This window comes from Cribrihabitans neustonicus, from assembly GCF_048820895.1.
Classification (GTDB): domain Bacteria; phylum Pseudomonadota; class Alphaproteobacteria; order Rhodobacterales; family Rhodobacteraceae; genus Cribrihabitans_A; species Cribrihabitans_A neustonicus.
In genome coordinates, this window is the sequence record NZ_JBMERQ010000001.1 from 743389 (window position 1) to 759292 (window position 15904).

The 15904-nt window shown below is 68.5% G+C and carries 19 protein-coding genes; all 19 read right to left on the reverse strand.

Going from position 1 to position 15904, the window contains the following annotated elements; all coding sequences use genetic code 11:
* Positions 1-121: 121 nt before the first annotated feature.
* The 19 genes from cysE to ACOHWE_RS03615 all read right to left on the reverse strand — a co-directional run bounded on the left by cysE (position 122) and on the right by ACOHWE_RS03615 (position 15871).
* A complete protein-coding gene (gene cysE, locus ACOHWE_RS03525; RefSeq protein WP_420664153.1) occupies positions 122-940 on the reverse strand; it encodes a serine O-acetyltransferase in 819 nt (272 codons plus the stop codon).
* Between the two features lie 212 nt (positions 941-1152).
* Positions 1153-1452 (reverse strand): DUF7742 family protein, encoded by a 300-nt coding sequence (locus tag ACOHWE_RS03530; RefSeq protein WP_420664155.1) that lies wholly within the window; start codon positions 1450-1452, stop codon positions 1153-1155.
* Between the two features lie 8 nt (positions 1453-1460).
* A complete protein-coding gene (locus ACOHWE_RS03535) occupies positions 1461-5381 on the reverse strand; it encodes a baseplate multidomain protein megatron (RefSeq protein ID WP_420664156.1) in 3921 nt (1306 codons plus the stop codon).
* Complete coding sequence (locus tag ACOHWE_RS03540) at positions 5381-5869, reverse strand: C40 family peptidase (RefSeq protein WP_420664158.1); 489 nt, start codon at positions 5867-5869, stop codon at positions 5381-5383. Before ACOHWE_RS03540 ends, ACOHWE_RS03535 begins: the two co-directional genes overlap by 1 nt.
* Positions 5866-6753, reverse strand: a complete 888-nt coding sequence (locus ACOHWE_RS03545) for a DUF2163 domain-containing protein (protein WP_420664160.1) — start codon at positions 6751-6753, stop codon at positions 5866-5868. Before ACOHWE_RS03545 ends, ACOHWE_RS03540 begins: the two co-directional genes overlap by 4 nt.
* On the reverse strand, positions 6750-7382 hold the full coding sequence (locus tag ACOHWE_RS03550) for a phage distal tail protein, Rcc01695 family (protein ID WP_420664161.1): 633 nt from the start codon (positions 7380-7382) through the stop codon (positions 6750-6752). Before ACOHWE_RS03550 ends, ACOHWE_RS03545 begins: the two co-directional genes overlap by 4 nt.
* Before the next feature lie 17 nt (positions 7383-7399).
* Complete coding sequence (locus ACOHWE_RS03555; RefSeq protein ID WP_420664162.1) at positions 7400-8056, reverse strand: phage tail tape measure protein; 657 nt, start codon at positions 8054-8056, stop codon at positions 7400-7402.
* Positions 8057-8059: 3 nt separating this feature from the next.
* Complete coding sequence (locus ACOHWE_RS03560; protein ID WP_420664163.1) at positions 8060-8266, reverse strand: rcc01693 family protein; 207 nt, start codon at positions 8264-8266, stop codon at positions 8060-8062.
* Positions 8263-8583 carry a gene transfer agent family protein gene (locus ACOHWE_RS03565; RefSeq protein WP_420664164.1) on the reverse strand — a complete coding sequence of 107 codons (321 nt, stop codon included), beginning with the start codon at positions 8581-8583 and terminating at the stop codon, positions 8263-8265. The genes ACOHWE_RS03560 and ACOHWE_RS03565 overlap by 4 nt, the downstream gene beginning before the upstream one ends.
* A 3-nt stretch (positions 8584-8586) precedes the next feature.
* Positions 8587-9000 (reverse strand): phage major tail protein, TP901-1 family, encoded by a 414-nt coding sequence (locus tag ACOHWE_RS03570; RefSeq protein WP_420664165.1) that lies wholly within the window; start codon positions 8998-9000, stop codon positions 8587-8589.
* A gap of 53 nt (positions 9001-9053) precedes the next feature.
* Complete coding sequence (locus ACOHWE_RS03575; protein WP_420664167.1) at positions 9054-9461, reverse strand: DUF3168 domain-containing protein; 408 nt, start codon at positions 9459-9461, stop codon at positions 9054-9056.
* On the reverse strand, positions 9458-9796 hold the full coding sequence (locus ACOHWE_RS03580) for a head-tail adaptor protein (RefSeq protein ID WP_420664169.1): 339 nt from the start codon (positions 9794-9796) through the stop codon (positions 9458-9460). The genes ACOHWE_RS03575 and ACOHWE_RS03580 overlap by 4 nt, the downstream gene beginning before the upstream one ends.
* Positions 9793-10392: a head-tail connector protein gene (locus tag ACOHWE_RS03585; RefSeq protein WP_420664170.1), complete on the reverse strand. Its 600-nt coding sequence runs from the start codon at positions 10390-10392 to the stop codon at positions 9793-9795. The genes ACOHWE_RS03580 and ACOHWE_RS03585 overlap by 4 nt, the downstream gene beginning before the upstream one ends.
* Positions 10393-10571: 179 nt before the next feature.
* Positions 10572-11729: a phage major capsid protein gene (locus ACOHWE_RS03590; protein ID WP_420664677.1), complete on the reverse strand. Its 1158-nt coding sequence runs from the start codon at positions 11727-11729 to the stop codon at positions 10572-10574.
* 20 nt (positions 11730-11749) lie between these two features.
* On the reverse strand, positions 11750-12352 hold the full coding sequence (locus tag ACOHWE_RS03595; RefSeq protein ID WP_420664171.1) for an HK97 family phage prohead protease: 603 nt from the start codon (positions 12350-12352) through the stop codon (positions 11750-11752).
* Positions 12353-12384: 32 nt separating this feature from the next.
* Positions 12385-12603: a GTA head formation protein, RCAP_rcc01685 family gene (locus ACOHWE_RS03600; protein ID WP_420664172.1), complete on the reverse strand. Its 219-nt coding sequence runs from the start codon at positions 12601-12603 to the stop codon at positions 12385-12387.
* Positions 12596-13789, reverse strand: a complete 1194-nt coding sequence (locus tag ACOHWE_RS03605; RefSeq protein WP_420664173.1) for a phage portal protein — start codon at positions 13787-13789, stop codon at positions 12596-12598. Before ACOHWE_RS03605 ends, ACOHWE_RS03600 begins: the two co-directional genes overlap by 8 nt.
* 446 nt (positions 13790-14235) lie before the next feature.
* Positions 14236-15522, reverse strand: coding sequence for a DNA-packaging protein (locus ACOHWE_RS03610; RefSeq protein ID WP_420664678.1), 1287 nt, complete (start codon positions 15520-15522; stop codon positions 14236-14238).
* Positions 15515-15871, reverse strand: coding sequence for a recombinase (locus ACOHWE_RS03615; RefSeq protein WP_420664174.1), 357 nt, complete (start codon positions 15869-15871; stop codon positions 15515-15517). The genes ACOHWE_RS03610 and ACOHWE_RS03615 overlap by 8 nt, the downstream gene beginning before the upstream one ends.
* Positions 15872-15904: the final 33 nt, after the last annotated feature.

A 15904-nucleotide genomic window follows, 5' to 3' on the forward strand; every position in this document is an offset into this window, starting at 1 on the left:
CCAAAGCCGTGCCGGTCAGGCAATTCTCTCCGCAGGCAATCGCGCGGGGCGCGGCAAGCCGAGACCCGCCGTTTAGCCCGTCTTCGCCGAAGCGCCCGTCCCGGCCGGGGTCTCCGGCCGCCTACTCCGAACCGCTGCCGTTGGTGAAGCGCTGGTCCATGCTGACCGAGGGCTGATCGCAGCCCGCCTCGCCCACGATGCGCGCGGGCACGCCTGCCACGGTCTTGCAGGGCGGCACTTCCGACAGCACCACCGACCCGGCCGCGATGCGGCTGCAATGCCCGACCTTGATATTGCCGAGTACCTTCGCCCCCGCCCCGATCAGAACGCCGTCGCCGATCTTGGGGTGGCGGTCCTCCTCCTCCTTGCCGGTGCCGCCGAGCGTCACCGAGTGCAGCATCGAAACATTATTGCCCACCACCGCGGTCTCGCCGATCACAATGGAATGGGCGTGGTCGATCATGATCCCCTTGCCGATGCGGGCGCCGGGGTGGATGTCGATGCCGAAGATCTCTGAGGTGCGCATCTGGAAGAAATAGGCGAGGTCCTTCTGCCCCTTCTTCCACAGCCAGTGGCTGACCCGGTAGGCCTGCACCGCCTGGTAGCCCTTGAAATAGAGGATCGGCTGCAGCAGCCGGTGGCACGCCGGGTCGCGCTCGTAAACCGCAACCAGGTCAGCGCGGGCGGCTTCCACGATGGCGGGGTCATCGGCATAGGCTTCGTCGACGATCTCCCGCAGGATGGTCATCGACATCTCGTTCGAACAGAGCTTTGCCGAAATCCGGTAGGACAGTGCCTTCTCGATCGATTTGTGGTGCAGGATACAGGCGTGGATCAGCCCGCCCAGCAAGGGCTGGAAATCGACAGCCTCCTGGGCTTCCTTAGCAATCCGGTCCCAGACCGGATCCACGGGAGTGACGGCTTTTTGCGCTTCGATCATGGCTCGGCATCCTTTCTCCGCTCAGGTTATGCATTTAGGAAGACATTCCGCAAACGCAAACCTGTGATGACCGGTATTTCCAATTCCGATGGCCCGCAACCCCGGAACGCCAGGGCCGAAGGCACCGGAACCGCACCATACGGGCCCGCGCCGCGGACCGCAGGGCCGTGGCACCCGGCCCAACGGCTGGCCCGGCAGCTTGGCTGCCGGGTTCAGCGGGCGGGAGGCGCCGCGGGACGTTCTGATATCCGGGCGGCCAGCGCCGTGAGCACGAGCCTGGTGCAGGACAGGAACTCGGGGTCATCGAGGAAGGGCTCGTCCGCCAGCCGGAACCGGCGTGCGGCGGCGGAGAGCGAGCCGTCGCCCCAGCGCGGATGCAGGCGTCGGTGGCACGCCATGTGGACGGCGGCCTCGGCGGCGCCCGCAAAGATCCTGCGGCAGAGCGCAGGCCGCGCCGCCACGGGCGCCGCCAAAAGCGCCCGGGCCACCGCAGCGCAGTCGCTGGGCAGCACCGGCCGCCTCACGTGAGCACCGCCATGGCGGCCGGTCCCGCTCCATAGCGCGCCGAAAGCTGTGCAACCTCCAGAACATCGCCTGGCACCGCGCCATCGGCAACTTGCGCCGCAGCCGGATAGGTCCAGGCGGGCCCGGAGCTGACCGCCTCGCGCAGCACGGCTGCGCCGCGCATGACGCGGATGCGGTAGGCCTCGCTCTCCTCGCCAAGGGGCACCTCGGGCAGGTCCCAGCCGTCGCCCTCGATCCTTGTGCGGCGGATCCAGCCGGCAGCGATGTCACCGCCCAGCGCCCCCGTGAGAGCCAGATGCGCCGGCCCATAGGGGCGCAGCCCGCTGCCGTCGAAACTGGCTTCCACGTGCACATAGGAGGGATCCTCCAGGCTGCGCCTTGCGGGGCCGATCCGGTAGTGCCGCTGCCGCCGCCGCTGATCGGGCGCAAGATCAACCTGCACCATCGTGCTATCCAGCAGCACCACGTAAGAGCCCGCGGGCCAGACCTGCGGCATCAGCCCATCGCTGCCCGCCTGGCCGCGCAGGCGGCCGCGCAGCAGGTAGGTCTGCGGCGCGATCAGCTCGGCTTCGCGGAACTGAAACAGTTCCCAGTTTTCGGGGGTGCCGTCGCCGATTGCAGCAAGGTTGGCGCCATCCAGCACGGCCTGTGCGCTGCGGCTTTCGAGCCCGCCCGCGATCAGCTTCACCTGCAAATCCGCGCCCAGGTCCCAGCGCCCCGGCGGCGCGGCCAGCAGCGGGGTTTCCGTCACCCCCACCGTCTGCCGCGCCGCGATCACCTGTTCCAGCGCGTAGTTCTCATCGCTGGCCGAGCCGTAAACAGCGACGCTTCCCGGCCAGACCTCAGCCGTCACCGCCAGATGCGGCGCCACCGGGTTTTCATCCCCGCGCATCAGCGGCAGGTCCAGGAACAGGGGCAGCACCGGCACCGGCGCGGCAAATTCGTTCACTCCGGGCAAATCCTCGAGGACTTCACCTGCGCGGTAGACGCCGGGCTCGATGCGCACCGCCTCTACCAGCTGCGCTTCGGCCTGCTCGATCCGGTCAATGCGGTAGAGCTGCTTTTGTCCGTCGTCGCCCGGCAGCGCTACCACGTCGCCTGCCCCCAGATGCAGAAGCGAGGGCGGGAGCTGGAAGCGGGCGCTGTCGCGGGAAATCCGCGCCTCCGCCAGCCATCGGGCCACCACCTGCCGCGCCTCCGCGCCAGTCAAAGCAATCGGCAGCTCGTTCTGGCTCACCGCGTGGGTTGCCTGGTCCGGCAGCACGGCATCCACCGAAGCGGTCTCATGATCGCCGCCCCATTCGGCAAAGCGCAGCCGAACACGGCCCGCCTGCTCGCCTTCGCTGCCGCGGATGCGTTCGATGGGTCCATCCAGTTCCACACTGTCTGCCAGCATTGCCGGGTCGAGCGCTTCTGCCCCTTTACCGTCGCGCATCAGGAACTCCACCTGCCCGTTGCGCTCTACCGCGTCGAAGCCGTGGCGCAGCATCAGCGGCTGAAGCGTCGCGCGGGCGTCGCTCACCTCGCTGTTCGCATAGCCCCTCACCACGCCGTAGAGCCGGGAGACATCATAAGCCGATAGCCCTGCCCGCTCACAGACCTCCGCCACCACCGAGGCCAGCGTGCGCTGGCCCGCGCGCCCGTTGAGCCAGTGGCCGCGCAGGTAGTTTTCGCCATCGCTCCAGACCTCCAGCTTGTTGGGGAAGGCCGGAAAAGGCCGCGCGTCCCAGGCCCAGACATAGGCGTTGGCCATGTCGAGCATCCGCCCTTCGTATTCTTCCGAAACCGGGTTGTTCTCCGCCTCCCTCCAGTAGCCCAAAACCGCGCGCAGGTAGTGGATCTGGATCAGGTCGTCGCGCTGCCCGCTGGAATATTTCGGCAGCTTCGATTCCGAGCTTTTCGGGTCCAGGAACTTATTGGGCTGGTTGGTGCCCTTGTCGATCGCGGCGCAGCCCAGTTCGGTGAACCAGATCGGCTTCGACTGCGGCACCCAGGCGGTGGGCTGCACCTGCCGGATGCCGCCGATGCGCTCGTGGTGTTCGTTGAGCCACCAATTGCGGATGTCCTTGTAGCGCCAAACCCAGGGCTCGCCATGGGCGCCATCGGTGATCGGGGTGCGGATCTGCGCCGCCTCGGCCTCGGGCGAATGGTAATACCAATCATAGCCCTCGCGGCCTTCCACGTTGCCGCGGAGGTAATCAAGGTCATAGACCGCCGCCACACCGGATTGCGCGTCGAGGTGGTCCTCCCCCTCGCGCCAATCGCTGAGCGGCATGTAGTTGTCGATGCCGATGAAACCGATCTCCGGATCGGCCCAGAGGGGATCGAGGTGGAAGTAGCGGTCGCCCTCCGGGGACTGATAGCCCCAATATTCCGACCAGTCGGCGGCATAGCCGATCTTGGTCTCCGCCCCCAGCAGGGTCCGCGCCTCCGCCGCGAGGACGCGCAAGGCCTCCACCGCCGGGAAGCCGCCTGCCCCGCGGATCTGCGTGAGCGCGCGCATTTCCGAGCTGATGCAGAAAGCCTCCACCCCGCCCGCCGCAGCGCATAGCGCCGCGTAGTGCAGGATGAAGCGGCTGAGGCTCCATTCTTGCGGGCCGTGGTAGGAGACGGCGCCGTCGCTCACAGTGAAATCCGCTGCCGTCACCGTGCCGAAAAACGCCGCGACCTCGGCATCGGCCGCGGCCGTGCCATCAGGGGAGCCATCGCGCCCGGGCGCTTCCGACAGAGTGATGCGGCCGCGCCAAGGCAGATGCGGCTGGCCCTCGGCGCCGGTCCAGGGATCGGGCAGCGTGTTGCCTTCGCCCTGGTCCATCAGGATGAAGGGGTAGAACATCACCCTGAGCCCGCGTGCCTGCATCTCGCGGATGGATTGCACCACCGCGGCATCCGCGGGCGTGCCGCCGTAAAGCGCGGTGCCGTCCTGTTTCAGCACCTCCTCGGCCTCCCAGCGGGAGAGCCCCCCGGCGGACCAGACCATGCTGCCCTCGGCGTCCTTGTGCTCCACCTTCGGCTTCAGCGTGCAGTGGCCGCAGCGCAGGTCACCCCCGAACCACGACACGATGAGCGAGGCGGCCCCGCAGCCCGGCAGTTCCGCCTCCAGCGCGTCGAGCGAGGTCTTGAGGTCGCTTTGCCCTGAATGCGTATGGCTGTTGGCGGCGCGCGCGGAGCCGGGGCCGTGGCTGTAATGCACAGGGGAGCTGGCCAAAGTGTACTCCCCTGTGCCCGGCATCAGGGCAACCCCCTGCACCAGCTGACCCAGGTCCTCTGCATGAGTGGCGCTGCCGGGCTGCTCCGGCCGCAGCACATCGAAGGAGAACTGCGGCACCCGGTTGCCGAACCGTTCGAGTGACAGGTTCTCCATTACCACGTAGGCCGTGCCGCGGTAGGCGGGCACCTGTCCCGCGCCCTCAATTGCCTCCATGACCGGGTCGGGCAGCTGGTCCGCAGTGCCGCGGTAGACGGTCATGTTCAGGTCCTTTGGCGCTACCTCTTCGCCATCGGCCCACACCCGGGAGACGCTGGCGATTTCCCCCTCGCAGAGTGCCACCGCGAGTGAAACCGAATAACTGTAGCGGGTCACCTGCGGTGCTCTGGGCCGCCCCTTACCGCCGCCTCCGCCGGCGGTGCTAGCGGTCTCCAGGAAGCGCGAAGCCCAGATCACCTGACCGCCCAGCCGCATCCGGCCGTAAAGCTGCGTGACCGGCTCGCCCTCGCCCGCCTGGGTCAGGCGGAAGCGGTCCACGCGGCCGGTTTCCACCGGATCAGATCCCGCGCCCAGCAGCCGCTCGTCGATCAGCCGCCCCAGGCTTGCCCCCACCGCGCGCCCGATCACCGCCGAGGACAGCCCCGCAACGGTACCGCCGACAGCGCCGCCGATGGCCGCGCCTGCGGCTGCAAGAAGAATGGTTGCCATCAGATCTGCTCCTTCGGGAAATGAAACCGCGCCACGATGCGGCGCCGCCAGGGCGGGGTGAGCGGGCTTTCGACGACGCCGTGGCCGGCGTAGGCGTGGATGAAGGCAGGGCCGCGGAGAATCTGTCCCACCCCGCCGGGCGGGCCGCTGCACACATCGCTTTGACCGCAAACCTCGGACTGCACCCCCAGGTGCTTGGCCACCGCCCCCTCGCGCATCCGGAACAGGACCACGTCGCCGGGCGCCGCCGCATCGAGCGGTTTGGCCACCAGGTGCCGCGCCGCCGCCTGCCACAGGTGCTCCTGCCGCTGCGGCTCGTCCCAATCCATCGTGTAGGGCGGCACGGTCTCGGGTTCGGCGCCGTAGAGCTCGCGCCAGAGCCCGCGGATCAGCCCCAGGCAATCACATCCCGCTCCGCGGCAGGAGGCCTGATGCACGTAGGGCGTCCCGATCCAAACCCGGGCCAGCGCGACCACCGGCATGCTCATCGGCGGCTGCCGCCGCTGTTTAGGCCCGACTGTCGCGGCACTGCCACCATCCAGTCCTCGCCCGGGATGTCAGGGAACCCCTGATAGTTCAGGAGATTGCTGAACTTCAGCCGGCAAGTCTCCATCCGCTTGTCGCAGCCCGCCTCCAGCCGCAGGATATCCCCCGGCACCACCGGAGCGCGCACCGGCTGCCAAAGTGTAAGGCTGCGGCCCGAAGCGTCGCTGCGGTCAGCCTTGATCATGCCCCAGAGGCCCCGTGCCGCGCCGCTCAGCACCGAAAGCCGCCCGCCGGCGAACCAGCCCGGCTCGAAACCTGCAAGTGCATCCCACCGGAACTGTTCCGCGCCCTCCACAGCCTCTGCAGCCAGCTCGACGGCATAACCGGGCGTGTTCAGATCGAAACGGCAGGCGGTGTCGCCCAGCACCGCCGTGCAGGGTTTCTGGTAAATCCGCCCCAGCGGCCGGTTCAGCGCCTCGGTCAAGCCGCGCAGCTCAGCCTCAAACGCGCCGCCGGCGCGGCGGATTTCGCCGATGGTGCCGCGGAACTGCAGCCAGCGCAGGGAGACATCCTGCCAGTTGACCAGCCAGCAGCGCACGTCCGCATTGTCAAAGCGCCCCGCCTCAATGTCCTCCTCCCGCACCGCGGCGGCGCTGAGCACGCCGAGCGCTTCGGTATTGTCGACCGAAAGCCCGGTGGCCTGCTGCAGCGCCCGCGCGGTGAGGCCGCTGCCGGGCTCGAAACTGATACCCTCAAACGTCAGCGCGCAGTCATGGTCGGTGAAGCCGAAAACCACCCCGTCCGACCGTGTCATAGCCCAAGCCCGGCACAGCGTGGTGAGCCCGGTGGCGGCATGGGCGCGGAACGCATCCGACGGCCCGCTCATACCCGCACCTCCACCACCGGCACCGCGGGCACTTCGCCCGCCTGGAAGGAGGCCACGCTGGTCTGGATCTGCCCGGTATCGAATCGCACCGGCACGTCGAACTCGAAGCCTGCATGGATGCTCAGGCCCTGCTCCGGCGGATAGGCAAGCACTACCTGCCCGGTGGCGGTGTCGAGCGTGAAATCCACGCCCTCGCGGAGCTCGTCCTGCTCGATCCCCAGCCGCACCGTACCCGCCACCGGCTTCAGGATCGGGCGCTGGTAGCTGTAGTCGCCAGAGCGGTAGGTTTTGCTAAGCTGGAACGCCACAGTGGCACCATCGCCGGTACCGATCCGCTGGTCGGGGAAGTCCACCTCCGCGCCTGCGCGCGCGGACTTGTAATCACTCCAGTCCTTCCAGCGGAAGCCAAACATCTGCCCGCGCCGAGCCTCGAAAAAGGCAATCAGTGTCTCGATATCCTCCAGCGAGCGCAGACCCAGCCCCGCGTCATAGCGGCGGCGGGAGTGCGCCCAGGGGGTGTTGCGCTCCTCGAACCCGTTGGCAAGCGTCACCACGTCGGTGCGCCGTTCAGGCCCCCCGACAGAGCCGAAGCTAAGCGAGGCGGGAAAGCGGACTTCGTGAAAATTCATAGAGTTACCCTCCGCAGTTAACGGTTTCGGCTGCCGCGGGCCAGCGCCCGGGAGACCTGAGCGGCGATCTGGCCGCGGCTGCGTTCGAAGCCTTTGACGTCGGGGGTGGTGATGTTCATCACCACGTTCACCCCGCCGCTGCCCTGGGCGCGCACGCCAAGGCTGCCATCGGCGCCGCGGGTGAGCGGCAGGATCGCTTCCGGCCCGGCCTCGCCCATCAGGCCGGTGCCGCCGCGTATCGGGAAGGCCACCGGCCCGCTCACCACGCCGCCGCGGGCAAAGGGCATCACCCGCCCCTGGCTGAAGGCGCCGCCCGCCGCGAAGGGCAGGATGCCCCCGACCAGCTGGCCCAGCCCATCGGCGATACTGCCGCCGATCCGGTCGGTCACTGGCTTCATCGCGCTGTTGTAGGTGGTGCGGATCATCGTCCGGGCGAGCGTCTCCAGCGCACCCGAAAGGCTCTCCCCGTCATAGGCGAGATCTTCAAAAGCGCGCCGCAATCCTTTGGAAATGCCCCGTTCCAGGCTGCGGGCATCCTTGCCCGCCTCGGCAAACCCGGCCTTCACCTGGGCGAGCTCGGTGGTAAAGGCGGCGGCCATCCCGGCCGCGCCGCCAAGCGCATCGCCGAGCGCCTCGCCCTGAAGTTCCAGTTCAGCCATCTCGAAGTCGGCCATGGGTCAGTCCTCCTGTTGGGGTTCGGGCGGCGTGTCGGGAAAGGCGCGCATCATCTCGGCCAGGCGGCTGCGGTCCACTGGCGGCGCGGCGCGGGCGCTGCCCAGCATCAGCATCAGCTCGGCCGGGGTCAGCTGCCAGAAGTCGCGCGGGTGCAGGCGCAGCCCCGCGATCCCCGCGCGCATCAGCCCGGGCCAGTCAAAGCCGCTCACGGCGCCTCCGGCAGCGCGAAGCTGCGCGCTAGCAGCGCTGCCGCCACCCGCGCCGCCTGCACCGGCCCGCCCCCGATATCGGCCGCGGCCAGCGTCTCGCGGCTTATGTCGTGGCCGCCGCCTTGCAGCCCCGCGGCCAGCAGCGCCAGGACGTCGCGCGCTGAAAACCGGCCCTCCTCGAAACGCTGCACCAGCTCCACCAGCGTCTCAGCCTCCAGCGCGGCCTCCAGCCCCGCCAACGCCCCTAGCGTAAGTTTCAGCGTGTATGCCTGCCCGCCAATGACCAGTTCCGCTTCGCCGGCATGAGGATTCACCATCGCTCAGACCGCCGTGAAGCTGAGCGCACCGGCGCTGGCCAGCGACAGCTCATAGGTTGCCTCGCCATTGTGGCTGCCCGCGTATTCCAGCGCGGTGACCTGGAACGGGCCCTCGACGATACCGAAACCCGGGATCACCACCTGGAAGGCAGGCGTCACCCCGTCAAAGAACAGCTGCCGAGCGCGCTCGTCCGTGGCCTCGTCGCGGAACACGCCTGAGCCCGAGATATTGGCCGAGCGCACGCCTGCCCCCGCCAAGAGCTCGCGCCAGCCGCCCTGGCTTTCCAAGCTGGTCACGTCGACGCTCTCGGCGTTGAAGCTGATCCGCGTGGCGCGCAGCCCCGCGACGGTTTCGAACAGGCCCGCGCCATTCATATCCACCTTGACCAAGAGGTCCTTGCCGTTCTGGGCTGTCATCGCTTTTTCTCCGATAATTCAACAGGTTTCTTCAGGCTTCTCAGTCAGCGCCATTAGGCGTCATCGACCCGGGCACGGAAACGCAGGGTGATGCTGCGGCCGCCGTCCTTCAGCGTCTCCGCGCGCGCACGGTCGAACCAAAGGCCGATCAGACGGCCTCGCGTCAGGGCCAGCGGCGCATCCTCCAGCGCATCGCAGATCGCGCCGGCGGCCTCCTTGGCGGCGGAAAATCCTGCCGCATCGGTCACCACAGTGACGGTGAAGCGGTGCTCGGCCCCGCCGGCGCTGCGGTCACCCCTGGCGCGCGCCTCTTCCGGCCCCAGCGCCACGTAGGTCTGCGGCAGGCTGCCGGCGGGCAGCGCGTCGTAGATCGCGGTGCCGGTCAGCGCCGCCAGCCCGGCATCCGCCAGCAAGCGCTGGTAGACGGCCGCCTGCAGGGACTGGGCAAGAGCATAGGTCATCCGCTCACCTCCTCGGTTGCGAAACAGGTCAGGTAGCGCCCGTCCGGGTCCGCCTCCGCGACCGCGTCGATGCGGAAGACGCGGGCTCCATCCCGGAAGCGTTGATCGGGCCGCGGCCGCGCCGCCGAGCCTGCGGGTGCCGCGCGCAGCGTGATCCGGTAGCGTTGCAGCGACAGGTGTGCCCCTTCTCGCGCGGCCGCCCGGCCAGTGAGCGAATTCACCTCGGCCCAATGAGTGCCAAGCGCTACCCAGATCTCGGCAAATCCGCCCGCGCCGTCGCCGCTGCGCTGTGGGTCTTCCAGCACCAGCCGGCGCGTCAGCCGCGGCCCGCTCATGACACCCTCCCAAGGCTCAGGCGCAGGGCGCGGTAACGTTCGATCAGGCTGGTCACGCCGAAGGGCATGCAGCCGCCGTGCAGGCCTGTGTCGCGGCGGTACTCGTAATAATGCGCGGCCAGGAGCATCACCGCCTGGCCCAGATCGGCCGGCAGCCCGCCCCAGTCCGGTGCCATCCCGGCCTCCATGGTGATCCGCAACAGCCCGCCGGAGGGCACCTGCGGCAAGAGACCGCCAACGGGATGCAGCCGCGGATAGTGGCTGTCCTGTTCCAGCCGGTAGCGGTTTGCCTCCACCGTGGTCTCACCGCCCGCCGCATCGCGGATCACCACCGACTGTACAGCGCTGACCGGCGCAGTCGGCAAAACCTGAAGGCTGCGGTCGCGCCACTTGGTGAGCTGCCAGGAAAAACTACGCGCAATCAGTGCCTTGCCGGTCCTTGCTTCTACCGCAGCGATCGCCGCGCGCAGGAAGCCTGCCAGCACTTCATCCTGCAAGCTCTCCTCGCCAAAGCCGGTGCCCAGCCGCAGGTGCGCCTTGAACGCTTTCAGCGGCAGGGCGGCCTGGGGCACCGGTGTCACTTCGCTCAGCATCATCATTTCACTCCGATAGCCCGGCCCCCGTTCCCGGCCCTGTTCTGATGTTGACGAGAGTGCGGCGGGCACGCGCCGCCTGCTGCCGCTCGGACGGAGGGGGAGCAGCTGGACGGCAGCAGGAGGAGTGGTGCGTGCCCGCCGGCGGAACCGGGCTGCCGGTCCCGCCATCGGTCCCGGAGTTAGGTGAGACCGAATTTCAGCAGCTTGATCGCAGCAAAGTCGCTGACCCCGCCGCCGATGCGCTTGGTGGCATAGAACAGCACATGTGGCTTGGCGCTGAACGGGTCGCGCAGCACCCGCAGGTCGGGACGCTCGGCGATGGTGTAGCCCGCGCGGAAATCGCCGAACGCAACCGAGAAGCTGTCGGCGGCCGGGTCCGGCATGTCCTCGGCGATCAGCACCGGGTAGCCCATCAGCCGCGCGGGTTCCCCCGCGGCCAGCCCGTCGGACCACAGGAAGCGGCCGTCGGCGTCCTTCAGCTTGCGGACCTGGCCCGCGGTCTTGGAGTTCATCACGAAGGTCGCATTGGCGCGGTACTGGGCGCCAAGTGCATAGACCAGGTCGATGATCGCATCGCCATTGCCGACCGCGCCGCTGCTGCCCGTGGCAACGTAGCCCAGACTGCCCCAGGTCCAGGAGCCATCCGCCACCGCGGCGTGGTTCAGGAAGCCGGTCGGCTTGTCGATACCATCGCCGGAGATGAAGGCCGCGGCCTCGGCGCGGGCAAACTTGTCAGCGATGCGGTTCGCCAGCCAGCCTTCGATGTCGAAGGCGCTGTCGTCGAGCAGCCGCTGCGAGGCCTTGGGCAGCGCCGACAGCTCATGCAGCGGGATGGTGATACGGTCGATGGAGGGCGTGCCGGTCTCGGCCGCCGGGCCCGCCTCAGCCGCCCAGCCCGCGCCCACGTCGGTGTGGTCGATCAGCACGTCGAAGGACGACGCCTCCACATGCACTACCGAAGCCACCGCCCGGATCGACGCGGAGGAGGACAGCACCGATTTCACCGTCTCTGCGGTCTGCGGGTCGACGAGGTAGCCGCCATCGCTGTTCACCGCCGTGGACATCGCCTTGGTGTCGAGCTGCAGACCGCGCATCGCGTCGTCGTCACCGGTGCGCAGATAGGCGTTGAACGCCTTCTGATGCGGGGCGCCCATGTCCTGGGCGGCGGCCAGAGGGGGGCGGCCAGCGGGGAGAGTTTTTCTGTCCAGCATGTTCATACGCTCTTCTGCCTGTTTCAGTTTCGCCGTAATGTCGTTCCGAAAGCCCTTGAATTCATGAAGGAAGCCGGTAACCGCCTCCTGCATGTCCCGGGCCAGTGCGCTGTCGTGCCCGGGCATGGCCGGGCTGGGGTCTGTGCTCATATGCTCTGTCCTGCCTTTAGGTCTTGTGTGAGTTCGCGCAGGCCGCGTGCCAGCGCCCGCAGCGCCTGTGCCTCGGGTTCGCGGGGCGCGGCCTTGGCTGCGACACGCGCGGCGGGCAGCATTGGGAAGGTGACCAGCGACACTTCCCAAAGATCCACCTGCAACAGCTGCCGGGTGCCGTTCTGGCTGCGGGCGGATTTCACCGTTCGGTAACCGATCGACAGCCCGTCGAGCGCCCCCGCCGCGATCAGCGCGGCCGCCTCGGCGCCTTTCGGCGTGGCAGTCAGCAACCGTCCCTTGACCCAAAGCCCGCGTTCGTCCTCGCGCAGCTCGTCCCAGACGCCGATTGGCTGCGCCGGGTCGTGCTGCCACAGCATCTTGACCGTGCGGCCCTCGGCGGCTAGCGTTTTAAGGGAAGCCGTATAGGCGCCGCGCATCACCTCGTCACCGCCCTGGTCGGTCTCGCCGAAGAGGCTGGCATACCCGGAAATCACCGGCGCCTCCGCCGCGCTGCCCTCGGAACGTTCCACCGAAAGCCGCTCGCCGAACCGCGCAAACTTGTGCTCCAGCCGGACGTCGTCAGAGTTGTCGTTCTGCATGAGAAATACCTCGCAACCTGCTGCAACGGCGCCTATTGCACCGCCAGAAAGGATTGGAACGCCTGCGCCAGGATTACCGCCGCCACGCCATAGACGGTGAGCCACAGCCGCCGCTCCAGCCGCTCCATCATCTGCTCGATCCGGTCCAGGCGTCGGTTCACCGCCTCGTTCTGGATCTGCGCCACCCGCTCATGCGCGCTGAGCCGGAGCCCGGGCGAACAGTCGAAAGCGTGGATCGGGTGTTCACTCATCGCTGGTGCTCCCGGTTTCCGGCGGCAGTCCCAGGAGCTGGCGTTTTTCCGCCCGGCTCAGGAAGTCCGCCTCCGCCACCCGTCGCCACTGCGCATCGCGCTCGGCAGCCAGTGCGGGCAGCTGATCGGGGTCAGGCTTCAGCACCAGTTCCTCGCCAGTGAAGCCGGTGAGCCACCCCGCCAGCGCCGCCGTCACCTTGGTGACCAGAGGCAGCACCGTCAGCCGGTAGAAAGCGCGGTTGGCCTCCTGGTAGTTGGCGTAGGTGGCATCGCCCGGAATGCCGAGCAGCATCGGCGGCACCCCGAAGGCGAGCGCGATCTCCCGCGCGGCGGTGTCCTTGGTCTTCTGGAATTCCATATCCGACGGCGAGAAACCCATCGGCTTCCAGTCCAGCCCGCCCTCCAGCACCATCGGCCGGCCGGCATTGCAGGCGCCCTGAAAGTTGGCCTGTATCTCCTCGCTCAAGCGGCGGAACTGGTCATCCGCCATCTGGCCCTGCCCGTCCGAGCCGCTCCAGACCAGCGCGCCTGAGGGCCGCGCCGCATTGTCGAGAAGCGCCTTGGACCAGCGCGAGGCCGCGTTATGAACATCCACCGCTATCGCTGCCGCCTGGAACGGCGAGAGGCCGTAGTGGTCGTCCTGCGGGTGGAAGCTCTTGATATGGCAGACCGGGCTGTGGCTGCCCTCCACCGCAAACCGGTGCTTGCGCCCGCCGACCGCGTATTCGAATGCCGCAGGCCAGCCATCCGGTCCGGGCACCACCGACATCCGGTCCGGCCGCAGCACGTGCAGCTCCACCGGCAGGCCGGTCTCCGACGGTACCGCCTCGATATAGGCGTTGCCCGCAAGCAGCAGATGGCCGCAGACCGCTTCCATCAGACCGGCCTGCGCCAGCCCCGGATTGGGCCGCGCCAGCAGGCTCAGGAGCGGGTGGCTGTCATAGCGCTGGCGGCTGTCCTGCAGCACCAGCGGCACCGCGGCGGCGGCTTCCGAGATCAGCCGGATCACGCGATGGCCGACCGGGTTGCCGGCAAAGCCGCTGCGGGTCAGCGAAACACTGTCGCGCGGGCTCCAGGCCACCCGGCCCGCCCCTTGCCAGGACACCACGCGGGCGGCGGCGCTGGCCTTGGTCTGGAGAGGATCTGCGCCGGTCTGCTGTCTGCGCCGCAGGAGGTCGAGGACCATGCTTCACTCCTTGTTGTTCGGTTCCGGCGTTCCGTGTCGGGGTGCGCCTTTTGCTGGCAACAGTGATGCCAGAGGCCTGTGAAGATCTGCCCTCAGCCCCGCGCGCAGGCGGCGCAACACCAGCCATCAAGCCCTTGATAAAATTTCCATTTCACGGAAATCCGGCGGTCAGATTCCGACCTGACCGCGAGTGGAGAGCCGCGCATCTCCGGCGCGCGCGGGGGCAATCCGGACCGGAGTGGCTGGCAGTTTATACTCGCCAAGTCCGTAGACACTCTCGGGAGAGCAGCAAGCCTCAGCTAAATCGCCGCCGCGTGGGTGCGCGCCGGCGATGCGCGGCGGCCTTGGGCCTTGTCCCGCGCGGGATCCAACTTCCATGCGTCCTAGACAGAAAACCGCCCGCGGGAAGCGGGCGGCAGCATTGACAGCGATTTTCCAGCAGGGCGCTACAGCATCCTTGCCCGCGGCATCTTCTGGTGGGCGGCAGGCGCAATGATCAGCTCATGCAGCGCCCAGACCAAGGCATCGAGCCTGTCGGGCGAACCCTGCCCCCGGTAGCCCTGCGGCGTCATCTGGCACATCTGGTCCTCGAGATCCCCGAGACCGGGCAGGTGCCGGACCCGTCCCTGCTCATAAAGCGCCGCGACGGGCTCCGCCCGAGCCGACTTGCCGCGGGACGCATGCAGTGCCCGGAACGGCACCAGCGGGTCGGCTTGGCGCAAGACACTCTCCACCAGCGAGCCGCCCTGGTTGACCTCGGCCACCAGCCGGTCCGCGCCATAGACTTCGCGGGCCGCAATCGCAGCCCGCGCCCAGGTGAGCGGCCCCACCCCTTGCACAGTCCGGTCGGCCAGCACATAGGCGCGCCAATCCTGCGGCGGCCCCGTGGTCACCGCCCCGGCCGCGATGATCCCGCAGGCGTCGGACGCCTTGCCCGCGCTCACCGCCGGGTCCACCGCGATCACTACCCGGTCAAGCGGCGGCGCCTCCGCCACGTGCAGCCCCGCCAGCTGGCCTGAAGACCACAGCGCCCCCTCCACATCCGCAAGCAGCACCCCGTCCAGCTCCTGCCGCCCCAGCCGCGAACCGGCGTAGCGCGCCCGCATCTCGGTGATGAAAGAGGGTGCGAGGTTCGCCCTGTTGGCCTCGGTCGGCGCGTGGCTCTGCACGGTGGAGGGCGCGGCCAGCAGGTCCTTCAGCACCTGCACGTTGCGCGGCGTGGTGGTGACGCAGACCCGCGGGTCCCGCCCCAAGCGCAGCGCGAACTGGAGCATGTCCCAGGTCTCCCGCCCCTTCTTCCACTTGGCCAGCTCATCCACCCAGGCCGCGTCGAACTGCGGGCCGCGCAGGGCCTCCGGATCATGCGCCGAGAACGCCTGCGCGGTGGCGCCATTGGGCCAAATCAGCCGCCGCTCGCCCGCCTTCCAGACCGGCCGGCGGTCGGGCGGCGCGCAGGCGAGGATGCCGCTGTCGCCCTGCACCATCACGTCGCGCACCTGGTCATAGGTCTCCCCCACCAGCGCCACCCGGCGGGCCCGGCCCGCATCCTTTGGCCGTGGCCCTTCCACCTGACCGCGCACCCATTCCGCCCCGGCCCGCGTTTTCCCCGCGCCGCGGCCGCCCAGGATCACCCAGGCCCGCCAGTCACCGCCGGGCGCTTCCTGATGCGGCAATGCCCAGAGCCCAAACAGATAGGGCAGCGCGATCAGCGCCCGTTCCGGCAGCTCATTCAGGAAGCGCTGCCGAAGGGAACGCGGCGCGAAGGCGAGCCAGGCGGCCTTCGATCTCCCGTTTTGCGGCGGCGAGGTCCAGCTCGTGGCCTTTGTTTTGCAGGCGGGCGAAATCGGCGCTTTGTTCGGCAAGGAGTTTCTCCACTTTCTGGCAATCACGGATCAGCGGGTCGAGCTTTGCGACCTGGCTTTTCACGGCAGAGGACTCTTCGGCCTCCTCCGCACGAAGCCGGCTGCGCAAGGCTTCCGCGTCATTGCGCAGCAAGTGGATCGACTCCTGCAGCGATCGCAGGAGATCGGCGGTAAACTGGACCTGTCCTGTTCGGGCGGTCCCGGTCTCGTGATCTGTCATGGTGTGGTGTCTGCCTCATGCGTCATCCCGCAC